Origin of the sequence: Flavobacterium magnum, assembly GCF_003055625.1 — a bacterium.
Taxonomy (GTDB): domain Bacteria; phylum Bacteroidota; class Bacteroidia; order Flavobacteriales; family Flavobacteriaceae; genus Flavobacterium; species Flavobacterium magnum.
The window spans coordinates 526,313-546,693 of record NZ_CP028811.1 but is presented as its reverse complement, the minus strand read 5'-3'; the positions used below and the strand labels follow the sequence as shown (position 1 = coordinate 546,693).

Annotated in this window: 13 protein-coding genes and 1 tRNA gene; 2 read left to right on the top strand and 12 right to left on the bottom strand. The window is 47.7% G+C overall.

The features are described 5' to 3' along the window. Window positions 1-30 precede the first annotated feature (30 nt). From HYN48_RS02135 to HYN48_RS02105, 7 genes are all read right to left on the bottom strand, one after another. Window positions 31-1,395 (bottom strand): efflux RND transporter periplasmic adaptor subunit, encoded by a 1,365-nt coding sequence (locus HYN48_RS02135; protein WP_108369565.1) that lies wholly within the window; start codon window positions 1,393-1,395, stop codon window positions 31-33. Window positions 1,396-1,408: 13 nt separating this feature from the next. Beyond that, window positions 1,409-5,734, bottom strand: coding sequence for a CusA/CzcA family heavy metal efflux RND transporter (locus tag HYN48_RS02130; protein ID WP_108369564.1), 4,326 nt, complete (start codon window positions 5,732-5,734; stop codon window positions 1,409-1,411). A 93-nt stretch (window positions 5,735-5,827) separates the two neighbouring features. Further along, window positions 5,828-6,145 (bottom strand): DUF6660 family protein, encoded by a 318-nt coding sequence (locus HYN48_RS15385; RefSeq protein ID WP_342747871.1) that lies wholly within the window; start codon window positions 6,143-6,145, stop codon window positions 5,828-5,830. 195 nt (window positions 6,146-6,340) lie between these two features. Then, window positions 6,341-6,427: transfer RNA gene (locus HYN48_RS02120), tRNA-Ser, on the bottom strand. A 61-nt stretch (window positions 6,428-6,488) separates the two neighbouring features. Then, complete coding sequence (locus HYN48_RS02115; RefSeq protein ID WP_108369563.1) at window positions 6,489-7,517, bottom strand: asparaginase; 1,029 nt, start codon at window positions 7,515-7,517, stop codon at window positions 6,489-6,491. Then, entirely contained in the window at window positions 7,507-8,643 is a 1,137-nt protein-coding gene (locus HYN48_RS02110; RefSeq protein ID WP_108369562.1) for a 1-acyl-sn-glycerol-3-phosphate acyltransferase, read from the bottom strand. Before HYN48_RS02110 ends, HYN48_RS02115 begins: the two co-directional genes overlap by 11 nt. Window positions 8,644-8,705: 62 nt before the next feature. Next, window positions 8,706-9,473, bottom strand: a complete 768-nt coding sequence (locus tag HYN48_RS02105) for a TatD family hydrolase (RefSeq protein ID WP_108369561.1) — start codon at window positions 9,471-9,473, stop codon at window positions 8,706-8,708. An 81-nt stretch (window positions 9,474-9,554) separates the two neighbouring features. Here HYN48_RS02105 and HYN48_RS02100 point away from each other — a divergent pair, with 81 nt between their 5' ends. Together HYN48_RS02100 and HYN48_RS02095 are read left to right on the top strand one after the other, a co-directional pair. Next, window positions 9,555-9,992, top strand: coding sequence for a retropepsin-like aspartic protease (locus tag HYN48_RS02100; protein WP_108369560.1), 438 nt, complete (start codon window positions 9,555-9,557; stop codon window positions 9,990-9,992). Window positions 9,993-10,067: 75 nt separating this feature from the next. Then, window positions 10,068-12,611: a DUF7619 domain-containing protein gene (locus HYN48_RS02095; RefSeq protein ID WP_108369559.1), complete on the top strand. Its 2,544-nt coding sequence runs from the start codon at window positions 10,068-10,070 to the stop codon at window positions 12,609-12,611. Window position 12,612: 1 nt separating this feature from the next. Here HYN48_RS02095 and HYN48_RS02090 read toward each other — a convergent pair whose 3' ends face one another. The 5 genes from HYN48_RS02090 to HYN48_RS02070 form a co-directional block, all read right to left on the bottom strand. After that, window positions 12,613-13,593, bottom strand: a complete 981-nt coding sequence (locus HYN48_RS02090) for a LuxE/PaaK family acyltransferase (protein WP_108369558.1) — start codon at window positions 13,591-13,593, stop codon at window positions 12,613-12,615. Between the two features lie 74 nt (window positions 13,594-13,667). Beyond that, window positions 13,668-15,605 carry a T9SS type A sorting domain-containing protein gene (locus tag HYN48_RS02085; RefSeq protein WP_108369557.1) on the bottom strand — a complete coding sequence of 646 codons (1,938 nt, stop codon included), beginning with the start codon at window positions 15,603-15,605 and terminating at the stop codon, window positions 13,668-13,670. A 121-nt stretch (window positions 15,606-15,726) separates the two neighbouring features. Next, window positions 15,727-16,050 carry a T9SS type A sorting domain-containing protein gene (locus tag HYN48_RS02080; protein WP_108369556.1) on the bottom strand — a complete coding sequence of 108 codons (324 nt, stop codon included), beginning with the start codon at window positions 16,048-16,050 and terminating at the stop codon, window positions 15,727-15,729. Between the two features lie 155 nt (window positions 16,051-16,205). Continuing rightward, window positions 16,206-17,387 (bottom strand): hypothetical protein, encoded by a 1,182-nt coding sequence (locus tag HYN48_RS02075; protein ID WP_108369555.1) that lies wholly within the window; start codon window positions 17,385-17,387, stop codon window positions 16,206-16,208. A gap of 191 nt (window positions 17,388-17,578) precedes the next feature. After that, window positions 17,579-20,371, bottom strand: coding sequence for a TonB-dependent receptor (locus HYN48_RS02070; RefSeq protein ID WP_108369554.1), 2,793 nt, complete (start codon window positions 20,369-20,371; stop codon window positions 17,579-17,581). Between the last annotated feature and the right edge of the window lie 10 nt (window positions 20,372-20,381).

The window sequence follows — 20,381 nt, the reverse complement described above, 5'->3', positions numbered from 1 at the left end:
TAGCTTACGGCGTTTTTTTTGACTGGCAGGTTAATGGGCTTCCATCTCGCCTCCGGTCCTGCTTTTTGACAAGAGGTAAAATGCGCCCTTGGAAACCACAGTTGCGTCGGTAGGAACAGGGTCTACGAACGACACTTCCGTAAAGCCAAGATCGCTCACGCCCTTCCTGACCTCGTGCATCGTAAAGTAGTAGTTGTCAGGATTGCGTTCAATGTTACAATTTTCATGCGCTTCACAATCGGTATGTATTTGACAGCGCTCATTCCCACACTGTTCATGCGCCTCGCATTGCGGGTGTTCTTTGCAATATTCGGATGGCGCGCACGACTCATGTGCCGCACATTCGCGGTGTGTTTTGCAGCCGGTCGTTTTATTTCGGATAAAAACCCACTGCCTGCCATCGCTGGTGAACACTGCATCTGACGGGACTACTGTAGTCATTTTCTGCCCGACATCGATCAGTGCATTGACATACATCCCCGGAATCAGCTGGTGGTTTTCGTTCTTGATCCTTGCATGCACCGCAATTGCTTTGGAGCCGTCTTCAAATGTTTTATCGATTCCGAAAATTTCGCCTTCAATGGCCTTGCCTTCATGTTCGCCCTGATGGTCGGGCATATTGGTGAGCGTGAAGTGGATTTTTTGACCTATTTTCACCTTGAAAATATCTTTTTCGTACACCAATAAATCACAGTGGATCCGGCTGTTGTCGAGAATTTCAAACAATGGCATGTTCGGTTCGGCATAACCCCCGGTATTGGCGCTTATCTTGCCGACATAGCCTGAAATCGGCGACTTCAGGGTGATCGAAGATGTGATCCTGCCGCGGTTCAGTTGCGCCATGTTCACTGAGAGGACACGCAACTGGCCCGACAGCGCATTGAGGCGCGACTTTCCGGCAAGGTATTCGGATTCGGCACGTTGGTACATTTTTCCGGTTCCCGCGTCATTGGCCGCGAGTTCTTTTTGCCTTTCGTATTCTTTTTCAAGGAAGGCGAGGCTGTTTTTTTCATTCAGGTATTCCTGCTGCAGTTTGATGAAGTCAGGATGCTCAAGAACAGCCAACGTTTGCCCTTTACTTACCTTGCTTCCCTGCAGCACCGCAATCGATCTGACCACGGCGCCCACATAGGACGACACCTGCGCCTTGTTCTGCGGAGGCACCTCAAGGTGTCCGCTGGCCCTGACGGTGGTCGAAAGATTCTGCTGGCCGATTTTGCCGAAAGCAATGTCGACCGCGTTGAACTGCTCTTTGGTAAGCGTTACAAAAGTAGGCGCATGGTCTGTTTTCACGGGCGCTGCCGGCGTGGTGTCGGGTTCTTTCCTGCCATTGCAGGCTACCGCGGTCAACCCGGCAAGCATGATGGTCAAAATCTTAATTGTTGTATTTTTCATATCGTGTTGGGCATCAGTTGCCTCCTGTTAAAAAGTTAATATTAATAACGGTTTGGTTGTATTGGTTCAGCGCGTCAAGATAACCAGACCTGATTGCGAGCGCCTGCGTGAGGTTCTGGATGTATTCAACATAACCGATTTCGCCTTTTTTATACGAAAACTGCGTAATCCTCAAAATCTGTTGTGCCTGGTTCAACCCTGTCGTTTCGTAATAATCCAACAGCTCCGAGTATTTTTTATTTTCCTGTAATTGTTGGTTGAAAAAGGCCCTTAGGCTATTTTCAAATTCCAGTGCATCATTCCTGGCGATGTCCTGTTTGATTTTTGCCGATTGCACCCTGGCTTGCTGCGCGGAGAAAAATATGGGGATGCCAATCCCTACCTGAACACCCTGAAATCCCGAAATCCCGTCGAGCGACTGGTTGAAATACCCGATCGACAGGTCCGGCAGGAACTTATTCTTCTCAAGGCTTAATTGCGATGTCGCCAGCGAAATTTTTTGGCTGTAGTACGCCAGCATCGGGTTTTTCCTGATTGCAGCGGAATCATTCGCTACGATTAGTGGCAACCGCTGCAATTTTGAATCGGCAACAAGGATTTCCTGATCATTTCCAAGCAGTTTCTGAAGCGTATTCTGATAGATTATGATGTCCGCCTCGGCCTGGCGCTTCAGCAGGCGCACTTCTTCGTATTTGCTGATGGCTGACAATTTTTCCAGATTCGAGGTTTCGCCGGTTTTGTACTTGACCTGCGCCACATCAGCAAATCTTGAGTAAATGCTATCCTGCGTCTGAAGCAACTTTAGTTTTTCTTTACCTGATACAAGTTGATAGTATGCTGATTTCACATTGCGTATCAATTCCTCACGGGTTGATGCCAACGCTTTTTCGCTCAGGATGACCTGCTGCTGTTGTACTTTTGCCTGCCTGCCGTAAACTGTGGGAAAACTGAAATCCTGCGTGATGCCGAAATTGTTGTCCTGATGGCTGCTGTTGTATTGGCCATGCATCAGCGTGAGGTTGGTCCTGGGAAAGTCAAATGCAGTTTTTGTGAGCGCTTTTTGTTGCTCTACCTCCAGTGAAGCCGACTTGAGCTGTGGGTTTTTGCCCAGGGCCATTGTCACTGCCTCCTCTACAGTCAAAGACTTTGAAGGTGATGGCTGCGCAAAGGAAAGCACGGGCAAAAGCAGCAGCATTATGGTTGAAGCCGTTTTACGAACCTGAATTTTAGCAGTGCCCGAAAAAAGGATGTACAGGGCCGGAAGCACCAGCAACGTCAGCAATGTCGCTGAGAGGAGTCCGCCTATCACCACCGAGGCCAGCGGTTTCTGAACCTCCGCGCCGGCACTTGTCGAAAATGCCATCGGGAAAAAGCCGAGTGCCGCCACCGATGCGGTCATGATTACCGGCCGCAGCCTGTTTTTAGTGCCCACTTTAACACGTTCATAAATATCGGTGAGGCCCTCTTTTTCCAATGCATTGAATTCGCCAATCAGCACGATGCCGTTAAGCACCGCCACACCAAACAGCGCAATAAAACCAACGCCGGCCGAAATGCTGAATGGCATGTCGCGGGCCCATAACGCCAGTATTCCGCCAATCGCTGACAATGGGATGGCGGTAAAGATCAGCAGCGCCTGTTTCACCGAATGGAATGTAAAATACAATAGAACCAAAATCAACCCAAGCGCAAGCGGTACGGAAACCATCAGCCGTGCGTTCGCCGCTTTCAGGTTTTCGAATTGTCCGCCATAGGTTATGGTGTAACCCGGTGGCAGTTTTACCTTGGCGAGATTCTCCTGAATTTCCTCTACAACGCTTTCCACGTCGCGCCCGCGCACGTTGAAGCCAACGTAAACACGTCGTTTTCCATTTTCCCTCGATACCTGAGCAGGTGCCTCGACTACTTTGATATCGGCGATTTGGTTCAGCGGCACTTTGCTGCCTGATGGAAGCGGGATGTATAGGTGTTCTATGTTTTGCAGGTCTTCCCGGAGTTCCCGTTTCAGACGCACGACCATGGCAAAGCGCTTTTCGCCTTCGAAAACCACACCCGCGACATTTCCTGCAAACGCGGTACTCAGGATCATATTGACGTCGGAAATGCTTACACCGTATTGTGCCATTTTATCGCGGTTGTATTCAATGACGATTTGTGGGAGTCCGGTTGCTTTTTCAATTGTGGGTTCGGTTACACCCTTTACCGGTGCAATAATCCCCCCGACGACATTTGCCTGCCTGGCGAGTTCGTCAAGGTCGTCGCCGTAAATTTTCACCGCGACATCCTGGCGGATTCCGGTCATGAGTTCGTTGAATCGCATCTGCATCGGCTGGGTCACTTCCACATTGATTCCGGGGATAACTGACAATGCCTTTTCAATTTTTTCCTGCATTTCCTCGCGCGTCGCTGCATTTTTCCAATCTTCTTTCGGAATCATCTGCAACATCATGTCGCCGCGTTCGATCGGCATCGGGTCGGTCGGGATTTCTGCGCTGCCGATGCGTGTGACAACCTGACGGATTTCCGGGAAGTTCATCCTGAGTATTTTCTCTGCCTTGGTAAATGTTTCCACCGTCTGCGTAAGCGACGTACCCTGCATGCCGGAAATTTCCACGGTAAGGTCGCCTTCTTCGAGTGTCGGGATGAATTCGCCGCCTATGCTGCTGAAAATCCAGATGCTGAGGGCAAAGAGGATCGCAAATGCAGCAACAAACGTTCTCTTGAACCGCAAGGTAAAGTGCAGCACCGGACTATAAATACGCTGAAGTGCTGCGATTATCCTGTCGGAAATGTTGCGGTGCTGTTTAGCCTTTTTGCTGAGGAACAGCGCCGACATCATCGGGATATACGTCAGCGATAAGATAAACGCACCTAAAATCGCAAATGCGACGGTCTGGGCCATGGGAATAAACATTTTACCTTCAATCCCTGCAAGGAACAGGATTGGCAGGTATACAATCATGATGATGATCTCCCCGAAAGCGGCGCTGTTGCGGATTTTCGTTGCGGCACCGTATACTTCGGCATCCATTTGCGGCTGTGTAAGGGCTTGCGCGCCCGGTTGCAGTTTTTGATTTACCGATATACGGTGGACGATCGCCTCCACGATAATGACAGCGCCATCGACTATAAGTCCGAAGTCAATCGCGCCGAGGCTCATCAGGTTGCCCGATACGCCGAAAAGCCGCATGAGGCACAGCGCAAACAGCATCGCCAGCGGAATGACAGAGGCCACCACGAGCCCCGCACGGAGATTTCCGAGCAGCAATACCAAAATAAATATCACGATCAACCCGCCCTCCAGGAGGTTCTTCTCAACTGTACCGATGGCGCGCCCGACCAGTTCTGACCGGTCGATAAAGGGCTCGATGACCACACCTTCGGGCAGTGTCTTTTGTATCTGAGCCATCCTTTCCCTGACATTTTTACTCACTTCGTTGAAGTTTTCGCCTTTGAGCATCAGCGTCATCCCGGCAACGACTTCACCTTCTCCATTGCGTGTGACGGCGCCATAGCGCGTGGAATTCCCGAATTGAACGGTGGCCACATCGCGGACTAAAACCGGATTGCCATTGGTATTTTTGATGACGATGCGCTCAATGTCATCCAATGTCTTTACCTGGCCGAGTCCACGGATGAAATAAGCGCTGCTTTGCTGTTCGATATATGAGCCACCCGTATTTTCATTATTTTTTTCGAGCGCCTGATAGATTTCGGCAATAGTAACGTCCATTGCATTGAGTCTCTCATTGTCCAAAGCGATTTCATATTGTTTTACAAATCCGCCCCAGCCACTGACTTCGGCGAGGCCCTCGACACCTGCCAATTCACGTTTTACGATCCAATCCTGGATGGTCCGCAGGTCAGTTGCTGAGAACTGGTCCTCATAACCCGGTTCGGCATGGATGACATAATGGTAAATTTCCCCAAGTCCCGTCGTGATTGGGGCGAGTACGGGTTTTCCCAAGCCTTTCGGGATTTGCGATTCCACTTCTTTAAGTTGGGCCAGAACCTGCTGCCGTGCCCAGTATATATCGGTTTTGTCCTTAAATACGAGCGTGATGACGGAGAGTCCGGAACGCGAAATAGAACGTTTTTCAGTCATATCGGGAATGTTTCCCGTGGCCAGTTCGATTGGTGCGGTGATGAACTGTTCGACTTCCTGCGCGCCAAGTGACGGTGAAAGTGTGATGACCTGGACCTGGTTGTTGCTGATGTCGGGAATGACATCAATAGGAAGGCGTGCGGCACTCCACACCCCTGCGGCTACAAGTGCAACAGTCAGCATGGCGATGACAGGCTTGTTCCTGATGCTGAAAGCAATAATTTTATCTAACATGTTTTAGAAAGTATAATGAAATGAATATTACAGGAATTCATCCTGATTTTCGTGTTAAGACACGGCATATCCACCCGGGTTAACCGGGCATCATTATACCAGCTGCGGTGGCTGCCAGATGCTTCCGGAGAAGCTGGAAATAAAGTGGGATTTGTAAAAAGGTTCCTCGCGCGAAATGAGCTCTGCGGGGACGGGTAGTTCAAACGTAATGGTCGTCGCCGGGTTGATTACCTGGACGCTGCAACAGTTGCAAATGCAAAATGGTGAGCAGGTATCGGCGGATTTACCATCGGGATGGGATGATTTCTTTTCCGTAACCGGTGAAGCAGCGCAATCATCAGCGCCGTCTGCGCAGGGGAGGCATGACAAGGCGATGAACAGAAGTGAGAATATGATGCTTGCAAGTTTCACAGGCGTAAAGGTAAAAGATAATTTTCGGATTTCGGCTTTATAGGTAAAAGTTTGAAAGTTGTATGATAACGTGTTTGAGATTAAAACACATTGGTATACAAAATGGAATGATCATCATCACCAACGCATACATGGGTCTTTGAAAGCCAACGCCAGCAAAAAAGGCGCCTCGTTATCGGAAGCGCCTTTTACTTGCAGAGAGGATGGGATTCGAACCCACGATGCAGTTGCCCACATACAAACTTTCCAGGCTTGCTCCTTCAACCACTCGGACACCTCTCTAAGTTTAAGGCTGCAAATAACCTAAAAAAAAACCAGTCTGCGAAATTTACGGTAAAAAAAATTATTCGATTTCGCCGCGCAATGGGGTTTCGAAAATGGTCTTGAAAACCTCCGGCGCGACATGCTGTCCCAACAGGTACATGAGTTTTGTAATTGCGGCTTCGGTGGTAATGTCCTTGCCGGAAATCACGCCGATTTTTTTGAGTGAAGTACTCGTTTCATAATGCCCCATACTCACGCTGCCTCCGGAGCATTGTGTGACATTCACCACGTGAAGGCCATTTTTGATGGCTCTTTTTAGCAAAAGGATAAACCAATCTTCAGTAGTGGCATTGCCTGCGCCATAGGTTTCGAGTATGATGCCCTGCAGCCCCGGAATTTGAAGCATAGCTGAAAGCACCGGTTCGCTGATTCCAGGAAACATTTTTACAATGGCAACATGGTTGTCGAGGTTTTTATGGACCAATAATTTTTTAGCGGCCGTTCTCGGCAAAAACAGGTCGGGATTGAATTTAAGGTGTACACCCGATTCCGCCAACGGCGCATAATTGGGCGAGGAGAAAGCATTGAAATGCTCAGCATTGATTTTGGTTGTGCGGTTGCCGCGGTACAACTTGTATTCGAAGTAAAGGCAAACTTCCCGGATTACGGGCTTGTTCTTGTGTTGGAGTGAAGCAATCTGGATGGCGGTGATCAGGTTTTCCTTTGCGTCGGTGCGGAGGTCGCCGATCGGCAATTGGGATCCTGTAAAAATAACCGGTTTTGCCAGGTGCTCCAGCATAAAGCTCAGAGCTGAAGCCGAGTAAGACATCGTATCCGACCCGTGGAGTACCACAAATCCGTCAAAACGGTCATAATGCGCTTCAATAATCGTCGCGATCTGTATCCATCGGTCAGGATTCATATTCGACGAATCAATCGGATGCTCGAAGGAAACGGTTTCTATATGGCAATCGAGTTGCTTGAGTTCGGGGATTTTCTGCTGCAGTTTACTGAAATTGAATGCCTTGAGGGCACCGGTATCGAAATCCTTCATCATGCCGATGGTTCCACCCGTATAGATTAAAAGGATTCCGGGTTTAGACGACATCTTGGTATTTCAGTTTATTGACCACGGGATTGGCGTACATCGCAAGGAAACTTTGTACCTGCATCGGGTCATTTTCGTCGATGCGCATTTCCAGTCGGCGTTCAAAAAGCATTTTTTCGTTTTCAGTGTAGTGCGATTTGTAAGCGTCGGTGTTGTTGAGCAGGTCGTAAGCAATATAATTGGTGGGCCACAGGCGGTAAGTCGATAAAATTGAATCATCAATCGCCTGCGCCAACGCCTGAATCTGCTTATTGGAGTTGTCGAATTCCTGCTTAATCGCCTCGATTTCATGATTCATGATATCGCCCACATGAATGTGGATGCGTTTTTTCTGACCCATGATCCCACTGAGCAGTGTCATAAAATCCTCGTTTTTTTCCTTGATGTAAATTTCGTTGTTCGCTTCGGCCATGAGTTGCGGCATTTTTAGCGCATCAGTCGGATCATACTCATAGGAAATCGAAATCGGAACCAGTCTTACTTTCTTAAAATAATCCATCAGGTTGGCCTCGTCAGATCCCATCGCCAGCATCTTTAACACCCCCTGGTGGGTCGCATCATTGCCGTCCTTGGTACGCCCTTCACGCTGCGCAATCCATACCGAACGGTTTTCGCGAAGCAACAACTGCGCTATGTATTCGGCCATCAACTTGGAACTTTGCAGCAACTCGCGCGGTGGAAGTCCGCGTTGCACGAGGAAATTCCTGTTGAGCCTGGACAACGCGTGTAAAAACGATTTTTTTACGAGGTTATCACCGATAGCCGATGCGGTCATGACCAAACCGTGGTCGAACAGCGATGCATTGATCAGCGAGGTGTCGAGGATGATGTCGCGGTGGTTTGAGATGAAAAGGTAAGACGTGTTGGGTTCGAGTTTGTCAAACCCGGATGTCGTCAGTCCGTCGGAACTTTTGCGAAGCACCTGTTGCAGCGACTGGTAGATGAAATTGCATTGAAAATCACGTATGGAATAAGTGCGCTTGAGCTGTTCTTTCCAGACATCGTCGTCCATATCCGGAAAAGTAAAATTCATCAGCGCTTTCATCATCGGATGGTTTGCGACTTTCCGGATGGCCTCGTTTACCTCGGCATCATAAAAAGGGCGAATGGCGTCAAACTTCTGCATGTTCGGATTTTATTGGCATAACAAAAGAACGAAAATTTATTGACATGCTTGTTTTCTTTTTATTAAATCCCGAAAACCGCTTTGGAATTTTCCGTAGTGATACGTGCGATTTCTGACGCCGGAAGCCCGTAGATTTCCGACAATTTCGCAACCACATTGACAATATAACTGCTTTCATTTCGCTTGCCGCGGAAGGGCACGGGAGCAAGGTACGGGGCATCGGTTTCCAAAACGATATCCTGGATGTCGACCTGACCTAAAAACTGGTCTATTTTCCCGTTTTTGAACGTGGCAACACCGCCGATGCCCAATTTCATGTTCAGGGAGACAGCGTGCAGCGCCTGTTCGTAATTTCCGGCAAAGCAATGGAAAATGCCCCAAAGGTCCGCCGATTTTTCCGCTTCAAGGATCTCGAAAATTTCGTCAAAAGCCTCGCGACAATGGATATTGATTGGAAGCTGGTATTGTTTTGCCAGTTGGATTTGTCTTCGGAAGGCGATTTGCTGCAGTTCCAGCGTGGATTTGTCCCAGTAGAGGTCGATCCCGATTTCGCCGACGGCAGCAAAGCGGCGTTTGGCCAGCTCGGTTTCGACATGCTGCAATTCCTGTTCGTAATTTTCTTTCACATACGTGGGATGCAGCCCCATCATCAGGAAAACGTTATTGGGATAAAGCGCTTCCATCGCATACATTTTTTCGGTGTAAGAAGAATCGATTGACGGAACGAAAATCCGCTGGACACCCGACTCCAATGCGCGTTGCATCATCGCGTCGCGGTCTTCGGCAAATTCTTCACTGTAAATGTGGGCATGGGTGTCGGTAATAATCATAGATGGAATAAAAACGCAAAGTTAGTTTTTTGCAGGCAAAGGTTCTTGGATTTTGGCTATTTTTGGGACTTATCCTATTTTATGAAAGACCTGCACGACATCCTGAAAAAGGAAAAATACCGCAAAATCAACTTCAGGATTACCAAAACGCAGCACCTGCTCGTCAAGGCGAAAATCAACGGCATCGCCGGAAACTTCATACTGGATACCGGCGCATCAAACAGTTGTGTAGGGTTTGAGGCGATTGAGCTGTTCTTACTGAAAGCCAAAAAATCCAAAACCAAAGCGGCCGGCGCCGGCGCCACGGGAATGGCAACGCAGCTGTCGCTGGGCAACCAGTTGCAGTTGGTACGGTGGAAATGTGATGATTTTGACCTGATTATTTTTGACCTGTCCCATGTCAATGAAGCGCTGACACAGCATGGCGCAAAACCGGTACACGGGATTATCGGGGCAGACATCTTGATGAAAGGCAAAGGCATCATTGATTATTACAACCATTGCCTGTATTTGAAATGATTGACTGTAGCAATTTAACTACAGCCGTGCCGGTAGAAAGGAAAAGGCTTACATTTAACCGATAATTTTACATTTATGAAGAAACATTACACCTCGATCCTATTGCTGTTCGCCTGTGCCGTTTTTAGTTTTAACGGCATGTTCGCGCGCGGTAAAGCCGTGAGCGCTTCCCTTGAGCTGGTCCTGACGGGCCTTTACCTTGATTCAAACCAGGACGGTATTTTGAATCCGGGAGACAATATTGCATACACCTTTACGATTTCCAACAATGGGGATGAAAGCATCAATTCGCTGTTGCTCAACAACGAACTGCTTGGGATGAATGACCTCAATATCGGATCGTTGGCGGCCGGACAAACCACATCGTTTAATTCGAACCTGATCCTGACACAGGCCCATATCGATATGGGGATGGTGGTCACCACGGCCGTAATTTATGGTACAACGGCTTCAGGAAACGGTATCCAGGACCTCTCTGACAATGGAGATCCGACAGATGGCAGTGACGATGCCACAGTGATTTTGCTGGAGCAGCAGGTGTCACAGTTGCGCCTGCTCAAGTTCGGTTCGGTCAATGGGAACGGCGGCTTAGGCGATACCATCACCTATACGTTTTACGTAACCAATACGGGTAATACGCCCGTCAGCCAGGTTGGCATAATGGATGCATTGACTGGGAGCGTTGGCCTCCCGGTTTTCCCTTATACCCTGTCGCCCGGACAAACCGGTACTGCCATGGCAGACCATGAGATCACGCAGGCTGACCTTGACGCGGGAATGGTCGTCAATTCTGCTTCTGTGGTTGGTTTCAGCCCCGGAGGCCTCCAGGTGACGGACGTGTCCGACGATGGAGATAGTGAAAACGGCGATGACGACCCCACAATCACCTTGCTCAGCCAATCCGCCGAAATGTCGCTGATCACCGAAGTGTCATTCATTGACAGTAACAATAATGGAATTGCTGAAGCTGGCGAAACCCTTGTCATCAACGAGTTTATTATCAATAACGGGTCCGTGACACTGCACGACATTTTAGTGACGCTATTTTCCGGAAATAACAGCCAGGTTGCGCTGGCAGGTCCCGGGCTTCTTCTGCCGGGTCAATCCGGATCGATTACGACGGCGTATGTGCTCACACAACAGGATATTGATAATGGGGCTATTGATTTCACATCGGCCGCCGAGGGGTATGGTATTCAGGGTGAGCCGATTGTTTCGACTTCATATATTACCACGTTTGTGTTTGCCCAATCCAACACCATCAGGCTCAATGCTTTCCTGGACAGCAATGCCAACAGCATTCAGGACGAAGGGGAATCAGGTTTTTCATTGGGACAGTTCCGTTATGTGAAAAATGATTCCGGTGTATCGCAGTACCTGTATCCGTATTCGGGCGCGGCTGTGATTTACGGTTTGCCCGAAGACTCATATGACGTGTATTTCGAAATCGATCCGCAATACGCCGGATTGTACACGCTCGCGACAGCTTCTTTCGAGAACATCACACCGGGAACTGAAGCTGTTACCTACAACTTCCCGCTGACTACCGCGGGCGCAATCTATGACCTGAGCGTGAGCCTGCAGCAATTTGGACTTCCGCCCAGGCCCGGATTTACATATGATAACCTAGTGGTATTTACCAATAATGGCAACCAGACGATTACATCGGGCACCATTTCGTTTAATACGGAGGACATAGCAACGGTTGTCGCCGTGTCTGACGTAAGTGCGGACGTTTTTCCGGCAGGTTTTAACTATACGTTTATCAACCTGCTGCCCCTTGAAACCAGATACCTGTCGGTGACGATGCAGGTGCCGCCGATTCCTTCAGTGGAACTGGGGCAGGTGCTGACAAACTCCGTCAATGCCGCCATTGCTGAGAATGATGTGTTACCCGGCAACAATTCGGATTTCGTGATGCAGACTGTCGTGGGGTCTTATGATCCCAATGATAAGACGGAAAAGCACGCCGGGAAAATCGTGTTTTCCGATTTTTCGGCAGACGACTACCTGACCTATACCATCCGTTTTGAAAATACGGGGACGGCCAATGCGGAAAATGTCATAATCACCGATACACTTGACGCCATGCTTGACGAGGGTTCAGTAAAGATGGTTTCGGCTTCCGCGCCCTATGTGCTCGAGCGCAGCCAGAACGAGCTTACGTGGCATTTTAATGATATTGATCTGCCTCCGTCTGACGGGGACGGCATGCTGGGACATGGTTATGTGACTTTCAAAGTAAAACCGAAAGCCGGCTTTGCACTGGGTGATATTATCCCAAATACGGCCTCAATTTACTTTGATTTCAATCCGGCGATTGTGACCAATACCTGTCAAACGGAGTTCGTGTCGCAGCTTGGCCTTGATGATCCCGCCACAATGGATTTCGTCGTATATCCAAATCCGGCCAATGATAATATTGGAATAACGATGAATGGCAACCACAGCATTACAGGTTTGTCGGTGCTGGATGTTGCCGGGAAAATTATTCTGGATGATGATCAGCCGCAGGCCCATCATGCCGTGCTCAATCTTTCGGGACTGGCATCAGGAATGTATTTGCTGCGCATCTACACCGATCAGGGAACTGAAACGACAAAATTCATTAAAAAATAAATTACAACACCATCAGGTTGCATCCGCGGATGTCTGAATGATCAAAACGCCCCAGCACTTCGAAAGAACTGTTGGGGTATTTTTTTCCCAGATCCTGTGTCGCAATAAACGAACAGGAATTGATATTGGCCAGATCAATAATATTGATGCCGCCGGTCTTTCCGTTTCCGACATACGTTAGCGCGTCTTCGGTATCGCGGATCATGACCTGCATCCACGGCGGGCATTCGAAAATTCCATTACCCAGCGAGTACGCTTGCGACAGCAGTTCTGTCATGCCATATTCCGAGTGGATGGCACGCACGCCGAAACCGTCACAAAGCACTTTATGCAATTCCTCGCGGATCATCTCCTTGCGCCTGCCTTTCATCCCGCCGGTTTCCATAATAATGGTGTTGTTGAGGCTGAACGACTGTTTTTCCAGCAAATCCAATAAGCCATAAGTCACACCGATGAGGATTGTAGTTTGTTGCCCTGATTCAAGCCTGGCGAGTTTGTCGATAAGCTGCTCATGATTGAAGAGATAGAAGCCGCTGTCGGGATTGTTTGTCCGTTGGATAAGATCCTCGACCATGTAAATGAGTGACGAGCCTTCGCGCTCGAGGTAGGAGGGAAGCAATGCTAAGATCACATAGTCTTCGATGTTGCCGTAAAATGCCTTGAATGCATTGCGGTAGCTGGTTTCATACAGGCTTATATCGGTGATGAGGTGTCGGCTTGTCGCCATACCGGTTGTTCCGCTGCTGGTGAAGGTTTCCTGTATCGGATCGCTAGTGGAGACCACATCGTGCGTCTTGAAGAACTGTATCGGCAGGAACGGTATCCGGGTTAACGATTTGACGTCTTGTGGATTGACGTTCAGTAAATCGCAAAATTGGCGGTACACCCCATTGTTTTCGTATTGGTAACGGAACACCTTCAGCGCGGTTTTTTCAAATTGCTTCTGGGACGAAATGGTAAATATGTCGGAAGGGTTGACCAAAGTATTTTTTTTGCAAAAGTAGTAAATAAAAAAAGCGCCCCTAAGAGCGCTTTTTAAAATGATATGGGAAATGATTATTTGATCACCATTTTCCTTGTAGCCGTATTACCAGCTTCTGTGATTTTTACGATGTAAACACCGGCAGTAAGTTTAGAAACGTTTACAGCATTTGTAGTGGTTGTAGTGTTTACCACCTGCTTGCCCAAGACATCATAAACTACAACCGCTTTTTCAGCGTTAGCAGCAGTTTCGATGAAGAAAGTACCGTTAGATACCGGGTTTGGATATACTTTCAAACCTGCGATGTTGTTGTCTTTTACGCCAAGGTTAGATTCTGTTACAGACTCCCATGTTGTACCAATCCTCAAAGCATCGATGTTTAACGCTGGTGTTTCAGTGGCGCTATCCTGCCTGAAGAAAAACCTGTTGATTGACGCAAGGTCAGCACCAGTGTGGCTGTCTGAAACCGTTGCAGCAGTCTGAGCACCACCAACAGCCGGGTTAATCCACAAAGAAGCAGTATCGTCAGATGCTGTAGCGGCGTCGCCAAATGTGTATCCTACTACCACGAATAATGTCTCACCTGTAGCGTAGTTTCCGGACCAGCTGGTATTTGCTGCGTTTGCAGTCCTCACTTCAAGGCCTAAGTTGTAATTGGTATCATCCACAGCTTTTGTCCACAAAGTAGCACCGAAGCTCGTGTTGCTTGAACCCAAACCTGCAAAGTAACCTCCGTTAGCATCGGTTACACCAGTCATTGAAGCTACATTCAACAGGAAAGAGTAATATACAGTTCCTGAATTTTGCGTGTCGAAAGTCACTGCATTATCGATACCGGTACCGTCAAAAGCAATTGAATTTCCTACAGAAGCGATGCCTGTGTAGTCGAGGTTTCCGGCAGCAACCAGGATTTCGTCTGTTGTACCGCTTTGAACTGTCCAGTCTTGCTGTGTTGACAGTGCAGCACCGGCAGGGTAAGCGAAATTGTTAGTGTAAGGCAATGTCACGCCTGCAGGAGCAGGAGCACAGTCAGGTGAAGTTACATTCACAGTCAGGTTGCAATCACCACCTTCAGCAGTGAAAACGATAGCAGTACCTTCTGAAATACCTGTAATGACGATATTTCCTGAAGCCATCGTGTTTGGATCATCACCTCCGATGGTTCCTGAATCACTGTTAAGGGAGTAAGCACCTGTAGCACCGCCTGTGAAAGGGATAGTTACTGTGTAAGTATCTGTGCCTGAAGTGATCGCATCACATACTTTAGTGACTGTTCCCAAAGCCAATGGACAAACTGGTGGAGGCGTATTACCGAACCATCCTGAATCGATGTAAAGTCCGTCGATAGTAATGTTTTGTGATACGTTGAATTGCCTTAAGTGGATAGACATTACAGAAGCCTGTCCGCCACCTGTTGAAGTAGCTTCGGCAGCACCGGCGTCGCCTTCTGTAGCAGGAACACCTGAAGTTTCAACCCAAAGGCTTGAAGTTCCTGCAGTAGCCACCTCGCATTTAACGATCAGCAGGTAAGTGGTACCCAAATCGTAGTCAGTCGTACCGTATGAAGCGGTAGAGCCGTTTGCGATACCAAAGTTTATTTTACCAGCGGTTGCCGAATTCCTTACGAACAGCCTCGCTGTAAAGCTGGCTCCGGTTCCGTTTGACAAGTGCATGAAATAACCTTCCGATGCAGCTGTTACGTTAACCAATACTGAGTAGTACACTGTTCCGCTGGTTACAGCAGTGAAATCTCTTTTTACATCTTCGCCGTTGTTGTCAAGCAATGCAGCATTGCCCTCAGGAGAACCTGTGATTCCGCTGACGCCTGAGTAACCTGCGTAAGATAATCCGTTTGAGGCACCAACGTCGATGGCGTTTGTGTTACCGCTGAAATTGGCCCATCCGTTGTCTGTCAGGAGCGCTGCATCAGCATAGTTAAAATCGTCAGTCAGCAATTGTCCGAAAGACAAAGAACTCGCCGCTACGAATAACAAGGTGTAAAGTTTTTTCATTTTCTAATTTTTAATTAAGTTTTTACGCGGCAAAGATAAACACAAATTTGTTTTGTTTTAAACAAATCGTGTAAAAGAATGGTTAATTTATAACAAAAAATGGGAATGTTGCAAACAACAATTACTTGACAATCAGTTTTCTGGTGGCCGTCGCGTCACCTTCTTTGATTTTAATGATGTAAACACCAGGGGAAAGTGTAGAGATATTTACCTCTTTGCTTGTGGTGGTTTGCTGGAATACTTTTTTGCCAAGCACATCAAAAATTGCGATGTCCTTTTCCAGCGTGTTTTTAGAAGTAATATAAATCTTACCGTTGCTTACCGGATTAGGGTAGAAATTCAACCCTTCAGTAACAGCAGGCTGCGGCTTGCTTTCCTGCGCGGAGGCTCCGGCAAAGGATAAGCAACACAAAAGCAGTAACATAAAAAAGTAATTTCTTTGCATTTGGGGTTGTTTTATGGGGTAAAAGTATAAAAAAAATACATCTGCGAAACACTTGAATCTTAAAAACAGGAAATATTTAACAATTCCTGCGAAATAAAAAACACTTCCCGAAAGAGAAGTGTTTTTCTGTATAGTTACCGGACGGATCCCGCAGCTTATTGCAACAGGTTTGTCGTACCTACCATGGCCCAGTTTCCTGCAGTCAGTGAAGCACCGGTAGCCGTTGTAGAGGTAGTGAAAGTATTTGCCGGGAAAGCGACAATCAGGTCAACCGTAGCACCTACAGGGTTCGTTTGAGTAGTTCCTGAGATTTTTGCGTTGGTTATTTTTATCCTTGAGTTCAACACCTGGTCAGTGTTTGTAGCCACATCCTGGATTTTCACTGCAGCACCCTGGTAAACAGTTGCCCCTTCAGTGTAGTTTCCATAACCTTCAATCACTACATTGCTGAAATCCCCATTTCCTTGCTTCTTGAACTGGAAAGCATCGATTTCGATAGTTCCGGCTACTTCAGGAACGGTGTTTGCAGCTCTCTTCAAAGTTACATTAGTTACTTTAGGGAAGAAAGTGTTGTTGTTGTTAGACGCTTCGATTTCCATACCGAAGTTTCCTTTTACTTCCTGGTAAGCATACCAGTTGGAGTTGTTCTGGCCTTGCCATCCATCCTGCCAGTCAAATGAATCGTCGTAGTTTCCATAAGAAACCAGGTTTGTAGCGCTTACCGTTCCACCGAAAAATTCGTAACCGTCGTCAGCGCCTTTGTAAGCCACCAGGTGGTCTAAAGTTGTTCCTGATCCTACAGAGTAGAACGTGAACGCATTGTTTTCCTTAGTACCGTCAGCCAATTTGGCGCCGGCATATTCTACCCTTACATAGTTTAGTGAACCACCATTGTGGGCTGGGTTCGTACCACCGTAAGTCTGGTTGTTTCCATCTTCAGAAGTTGCTGTTACAGCACCTCCGACCGCCTTGATCGGTGCGTCACCGTACATGATAATGCCACCCCATGATCCCGGAACTTTAGAAGCCTCCGTGAATACTACCGGTTGCGACGCAGTACCATTGATGATCAATTTTCCACCGTTTAATACCACCAACGCATTGTCACCGGTTGTCTTATTTGCCGTAATTGTAGATCCTGCATCGAACGTTACCGTTACACCGGAAGCGATTTTTACAATTCCCTTCAACGTGTAATTTCCATAAGCAAAAACGGTGTTTGCTGAAATCGTACCGGTGATTTCCCCTACTACCGGTTCCGGAGCACTCTCGTCATCACTGCTGCATCCTGTGAAGATTGATGCGATAATTGCAAGGCTAAAAACTAATTTTTTCATGTTGTTGTTTAATTTTAAATTTTATGCCACAAATGTATTTCAGCGTGTTCGCAAAGGAGTTACCGCATTGTTATAATAAGGTTATCCTAAATCAAGCTTATCATTAAGTGAATGTTAAGCACGGCGCGCTGCAATCCATAAAAAAAGGCCGCCCGAAAGCAGCCTCTTTATTCAACTAAATCAAATTCTTTTTAGAAAGTGTAAGAAAAACCGAGTGAGAATCCGACGCCGCGCTTGTAATTCTGTAGCACACGTGAATCTTCGGTAAAATCAGTCATATTATTTTCACCCAGTTCAAAGCGTACATCCGGGTTAAGGATGTTGTCTGCGGAGAATTTAAAATCGAGATGCTCTGAAAGTTTGCTTGTCCAAACCACATCCAGCTTGCTCACAGGCAGTTCATAAATGTGGTCGAAAGGGATGCTGCCCACACTGAAAATCCGCTTGCCGAAAATCGAATACACTGCCGATATCGTATTGCTCCATTCCTTGCCCAGATTGAACTGGTACTTCAGGTCAGAATTGATCAGCCATTTCGAAGCGCCCTGCAATTCCCTTTGCGGATGCGTTTCCCTGGCCGCAATCTTATCTCCGTTACTATTGATTACAAACGGATTGGTGTCCACTTCCGTCTGCATCAGCGAGGTGTTGAAACCCAGTGACAAATCAGAAAGGCTTTCGGTAAACCTGCCGAAATCAAACAGCAATTCGAGTTCTGCACCATACAGCGTAGCGTCTCCGGTATTGAAGAATGTCGTAATATAACCACCGGCATTGGCCTGGAAATTCCGCTCGATCGCATTCTTTATCTTTTTGCCAAATACGCCGATTGCAATGATTTCCTTATTGCTTGGAAAAAATTCATATTTAAGGTCGGCATTGAAGTTGTCGCTGTTCACCAGAAACGGGTTTCCGCTTACAGAGGTGCCGTCGGCGTTGATGTATGTAATTCCGAGTGCCTCGATCTGAACCGGTTTCGTATATGTAATGCCACTTGCAAAACGAAGGTTTGCCCTGTCAGACAAGCCGTATTTCACATTTAACGAAGGCAGCACATAAAATTTCTCGAAAGGTTCTTTCTTGAACGGCTTGTCAAAGGAGTCATTCTCGCGGTATTTTGTTTCCCTGCTCGCAAATTCGCCGCGGACACCGGCATTGATTTCCCATTTTTCATTGAAATGATAAATGATGTTGGCATAAGCCGCATTGGTATTGTCCATCAGTTTGGTCTGGTATTGTCCGTTCGACTGTTCCCTGAAATTGAACGTTCCCGCGGTAAGATCTGTTTCAATCTGCGCGTCGGGCGTGTTCAGCGGCACGTCAATCTGCGGGCCGGCACTGGTTCCAACGAAGCGGTAAGAGGTTTCTGCGGCGCTTGCATTTCCGTTATAGCCAAAAGTAAACAGCTGGTTCTTGTCTTCCCCGCTGCCAAACTTCAGCGCATATTCTGCCATACCCGATACATAATACGTGCCATCGATATCGAGGTACTGGCGCAGGAAGTTATTGCCTCCGTAAGAGACCAGGATATTGTCCCCTTCTTTCGAGCCGCCGAAAAATTTGCGGTCCGGTTGCTGGTAAGATGTTTTCGAGAAAGATACGCCGCCTTTCAGGCTTTGGTTCTTGTCCTTGGTCAGGAAATATTTACCGGTAAACTGTCCTGTAAAATAATCGGACTGGTCCAACTGGTTTGTCCTGATTAGGAAATTCTGGTTTTCAATCTTAGCTTCCGAAACCCCCAGCTGGTCCTCGATCGCGTTTTTAGTATTCCTGAGGTAGAACAGGTTCAGCGACAGGTCCCATGCGTCAGTCTTGTAATTTGTGCCCAAAAGCATTGACGTGTTCGTGTCATATTGGTACGATGTTTTCCTGAAATTATTGAAGTAAGTGATGTCTGTATTATCACCTCCGGTCACAGTCCGGTCAACCCCTTCGCGTACTTTGTAGCTGTTGTCGAAATTCAGCGAGAGGAGGTACGATATCTTGGCATCATTCTTCAGGGTAAATTTCTCGCCGTGTAAAATCCCGATGCTGTTATTTAAAGGGCTCTTCTTACTTTCCACGTTAAAGCCCGTCTTGAAGGCTGCTAACGATTGTTCTCCCGAAAGCGTCGGATTCGTAGGCTTTGAGCCAAAGATACCCGGCATCATGCGGTCTTTTCCGGTCAAACCGAGATAACCCTTAAATGTAGCCGCGTCGGCGTCGATACTGAAATCCGACAGGTTGTTATCGGTAGTATATCCAAAACCGATGCTGAGTTTTGTAACGCTTTTACCACCTTTAGAAGTGCCGATATTGAAGGTGCCTCCCGAAAAGTCGCCATAGATATCCGCATTGAAAGTCTTATAGACGTCGATGGCGCTTACGATGTCCGTCGGGAATAAATCCAAAGGAATAATCTTCCTGAACGGATTGTTCGAAGGAACCGCCAATCCGTTTACCAATAGATTATTGTAACGGTCTTCCAGTCCGCGCACGAAAAGCCCGCGTGAACCTACTTTTGTAATCCCGGTGATTTTAGTCAGGCCCTCTTCCACATCGCTTACGCCTTTCCTGGACAATTCCTGCGCGCCGATGCTTTGCTTGATGACTGTGGCATTTTTCTGTTCGAGCAATAAGACGGCCTCCTTCTCACGGTTGATGTTTTGGGTGACCACTACATCTTCCAGTTTGACGCTGCCGCTGCCAAGCGCCCTGTCCACCACGACGTTTTCATTGGCCTTAACGGTCACGGCGACTTCCTGGCTCTCATAGCCTACAAAGCTGATCAGCATCGTGTAGCTGCCTTCGGGAGCCGTGAGCGTGTATTTCCCATCCATATCGGTGCTCGACCCGATCGAAGTCCCCTTGAGCGTGACGCTCGCAAACGGCAGGGTTTCATTATTCATATCCTTATCAGTGATAGTGCCGGATACAGTGCCTTTGTTTTGTGCGAAGGCCGTCAGGCAAAAAAACAGTGTAATAATCAAATGGCTGATTCTCATCTCAGGGTTT

Coding starts and splice junctions, on each gene's coding strand:
- HYN48_RS02100 (WP_108369560.1), top strand. CDS start 9,555: ATGAAAGACCTGCACGACATCCTGAAAAAGGAAAAATACCGCAAAATC.
- HYN48_RS02105 (WP_108369561.1), bottom strand. CDS start 9,473: ATGATTATTACCGACACCCATGCCCACATTTACAGTGAAGAATTTGCC.
- HYN48_RS02135 (WP_108369565.1), bottom strand. CDS start 1,395: ATGAAAAATACAACAATTAAGATTTTGACCATCATGCTTGCCGGGTTG.
- HYN48_RS02075 (WP_108369555.1), bottom strand. CDS start 17,387: ATGAAAAAATTAGTTTTTAGCCTTGCAATTATCGCATCAATCTTCACA.
- HYN48_RS02130 (WP_108369564.1), bottom strand. CDS start 5,734: ATGTTAGATAAAATTATTGCTTTCAGCATCAGGAACAAGCCTGTCATC.
- HYN48_RS02085 (WP_108369557.1), bottom strand. CDS start 15,605: ATGAAAAAACTTTACACCTTGTTATTCGTAGCGGCGAGTTCTTTGTCT.
- HYN48_RS02070 (WP_108369554.1), bottom strand. CDS start 20,371: ATGAGAATCAGCCATTTGATTATTACACTGTTTTTTTGCCTGACGGCC.
- HYN48_RS02080 (WP_108369556.1), bottom strand. CDS start 16,050: ATGCAAAGAAATTACTTTTTTATGTTACTGCTTTTGTGTTGCTTATCC.
- HYN48_RS02110 (WP_108369562.1), bottom strand. CDS start 8,643: ATGCAGAAGTTTGACGCCATTCGCCCTTTTTATGATGCCGAGGTAAAC.
- HYN48_RS02115 (WP_108369563.1), bottom strand. CDS start 7,517: ATGTCGTCTAAACCCGGAATCCTTTTAATCTATACGGGTGGAACCATC.
- HYN48_RS02095 (WP_108369559.1), top strand. CDS start 10,068: ATGAAGAAACATTACACCTCGATCCTATTGCTGTTCGCCTGTGCCGTT.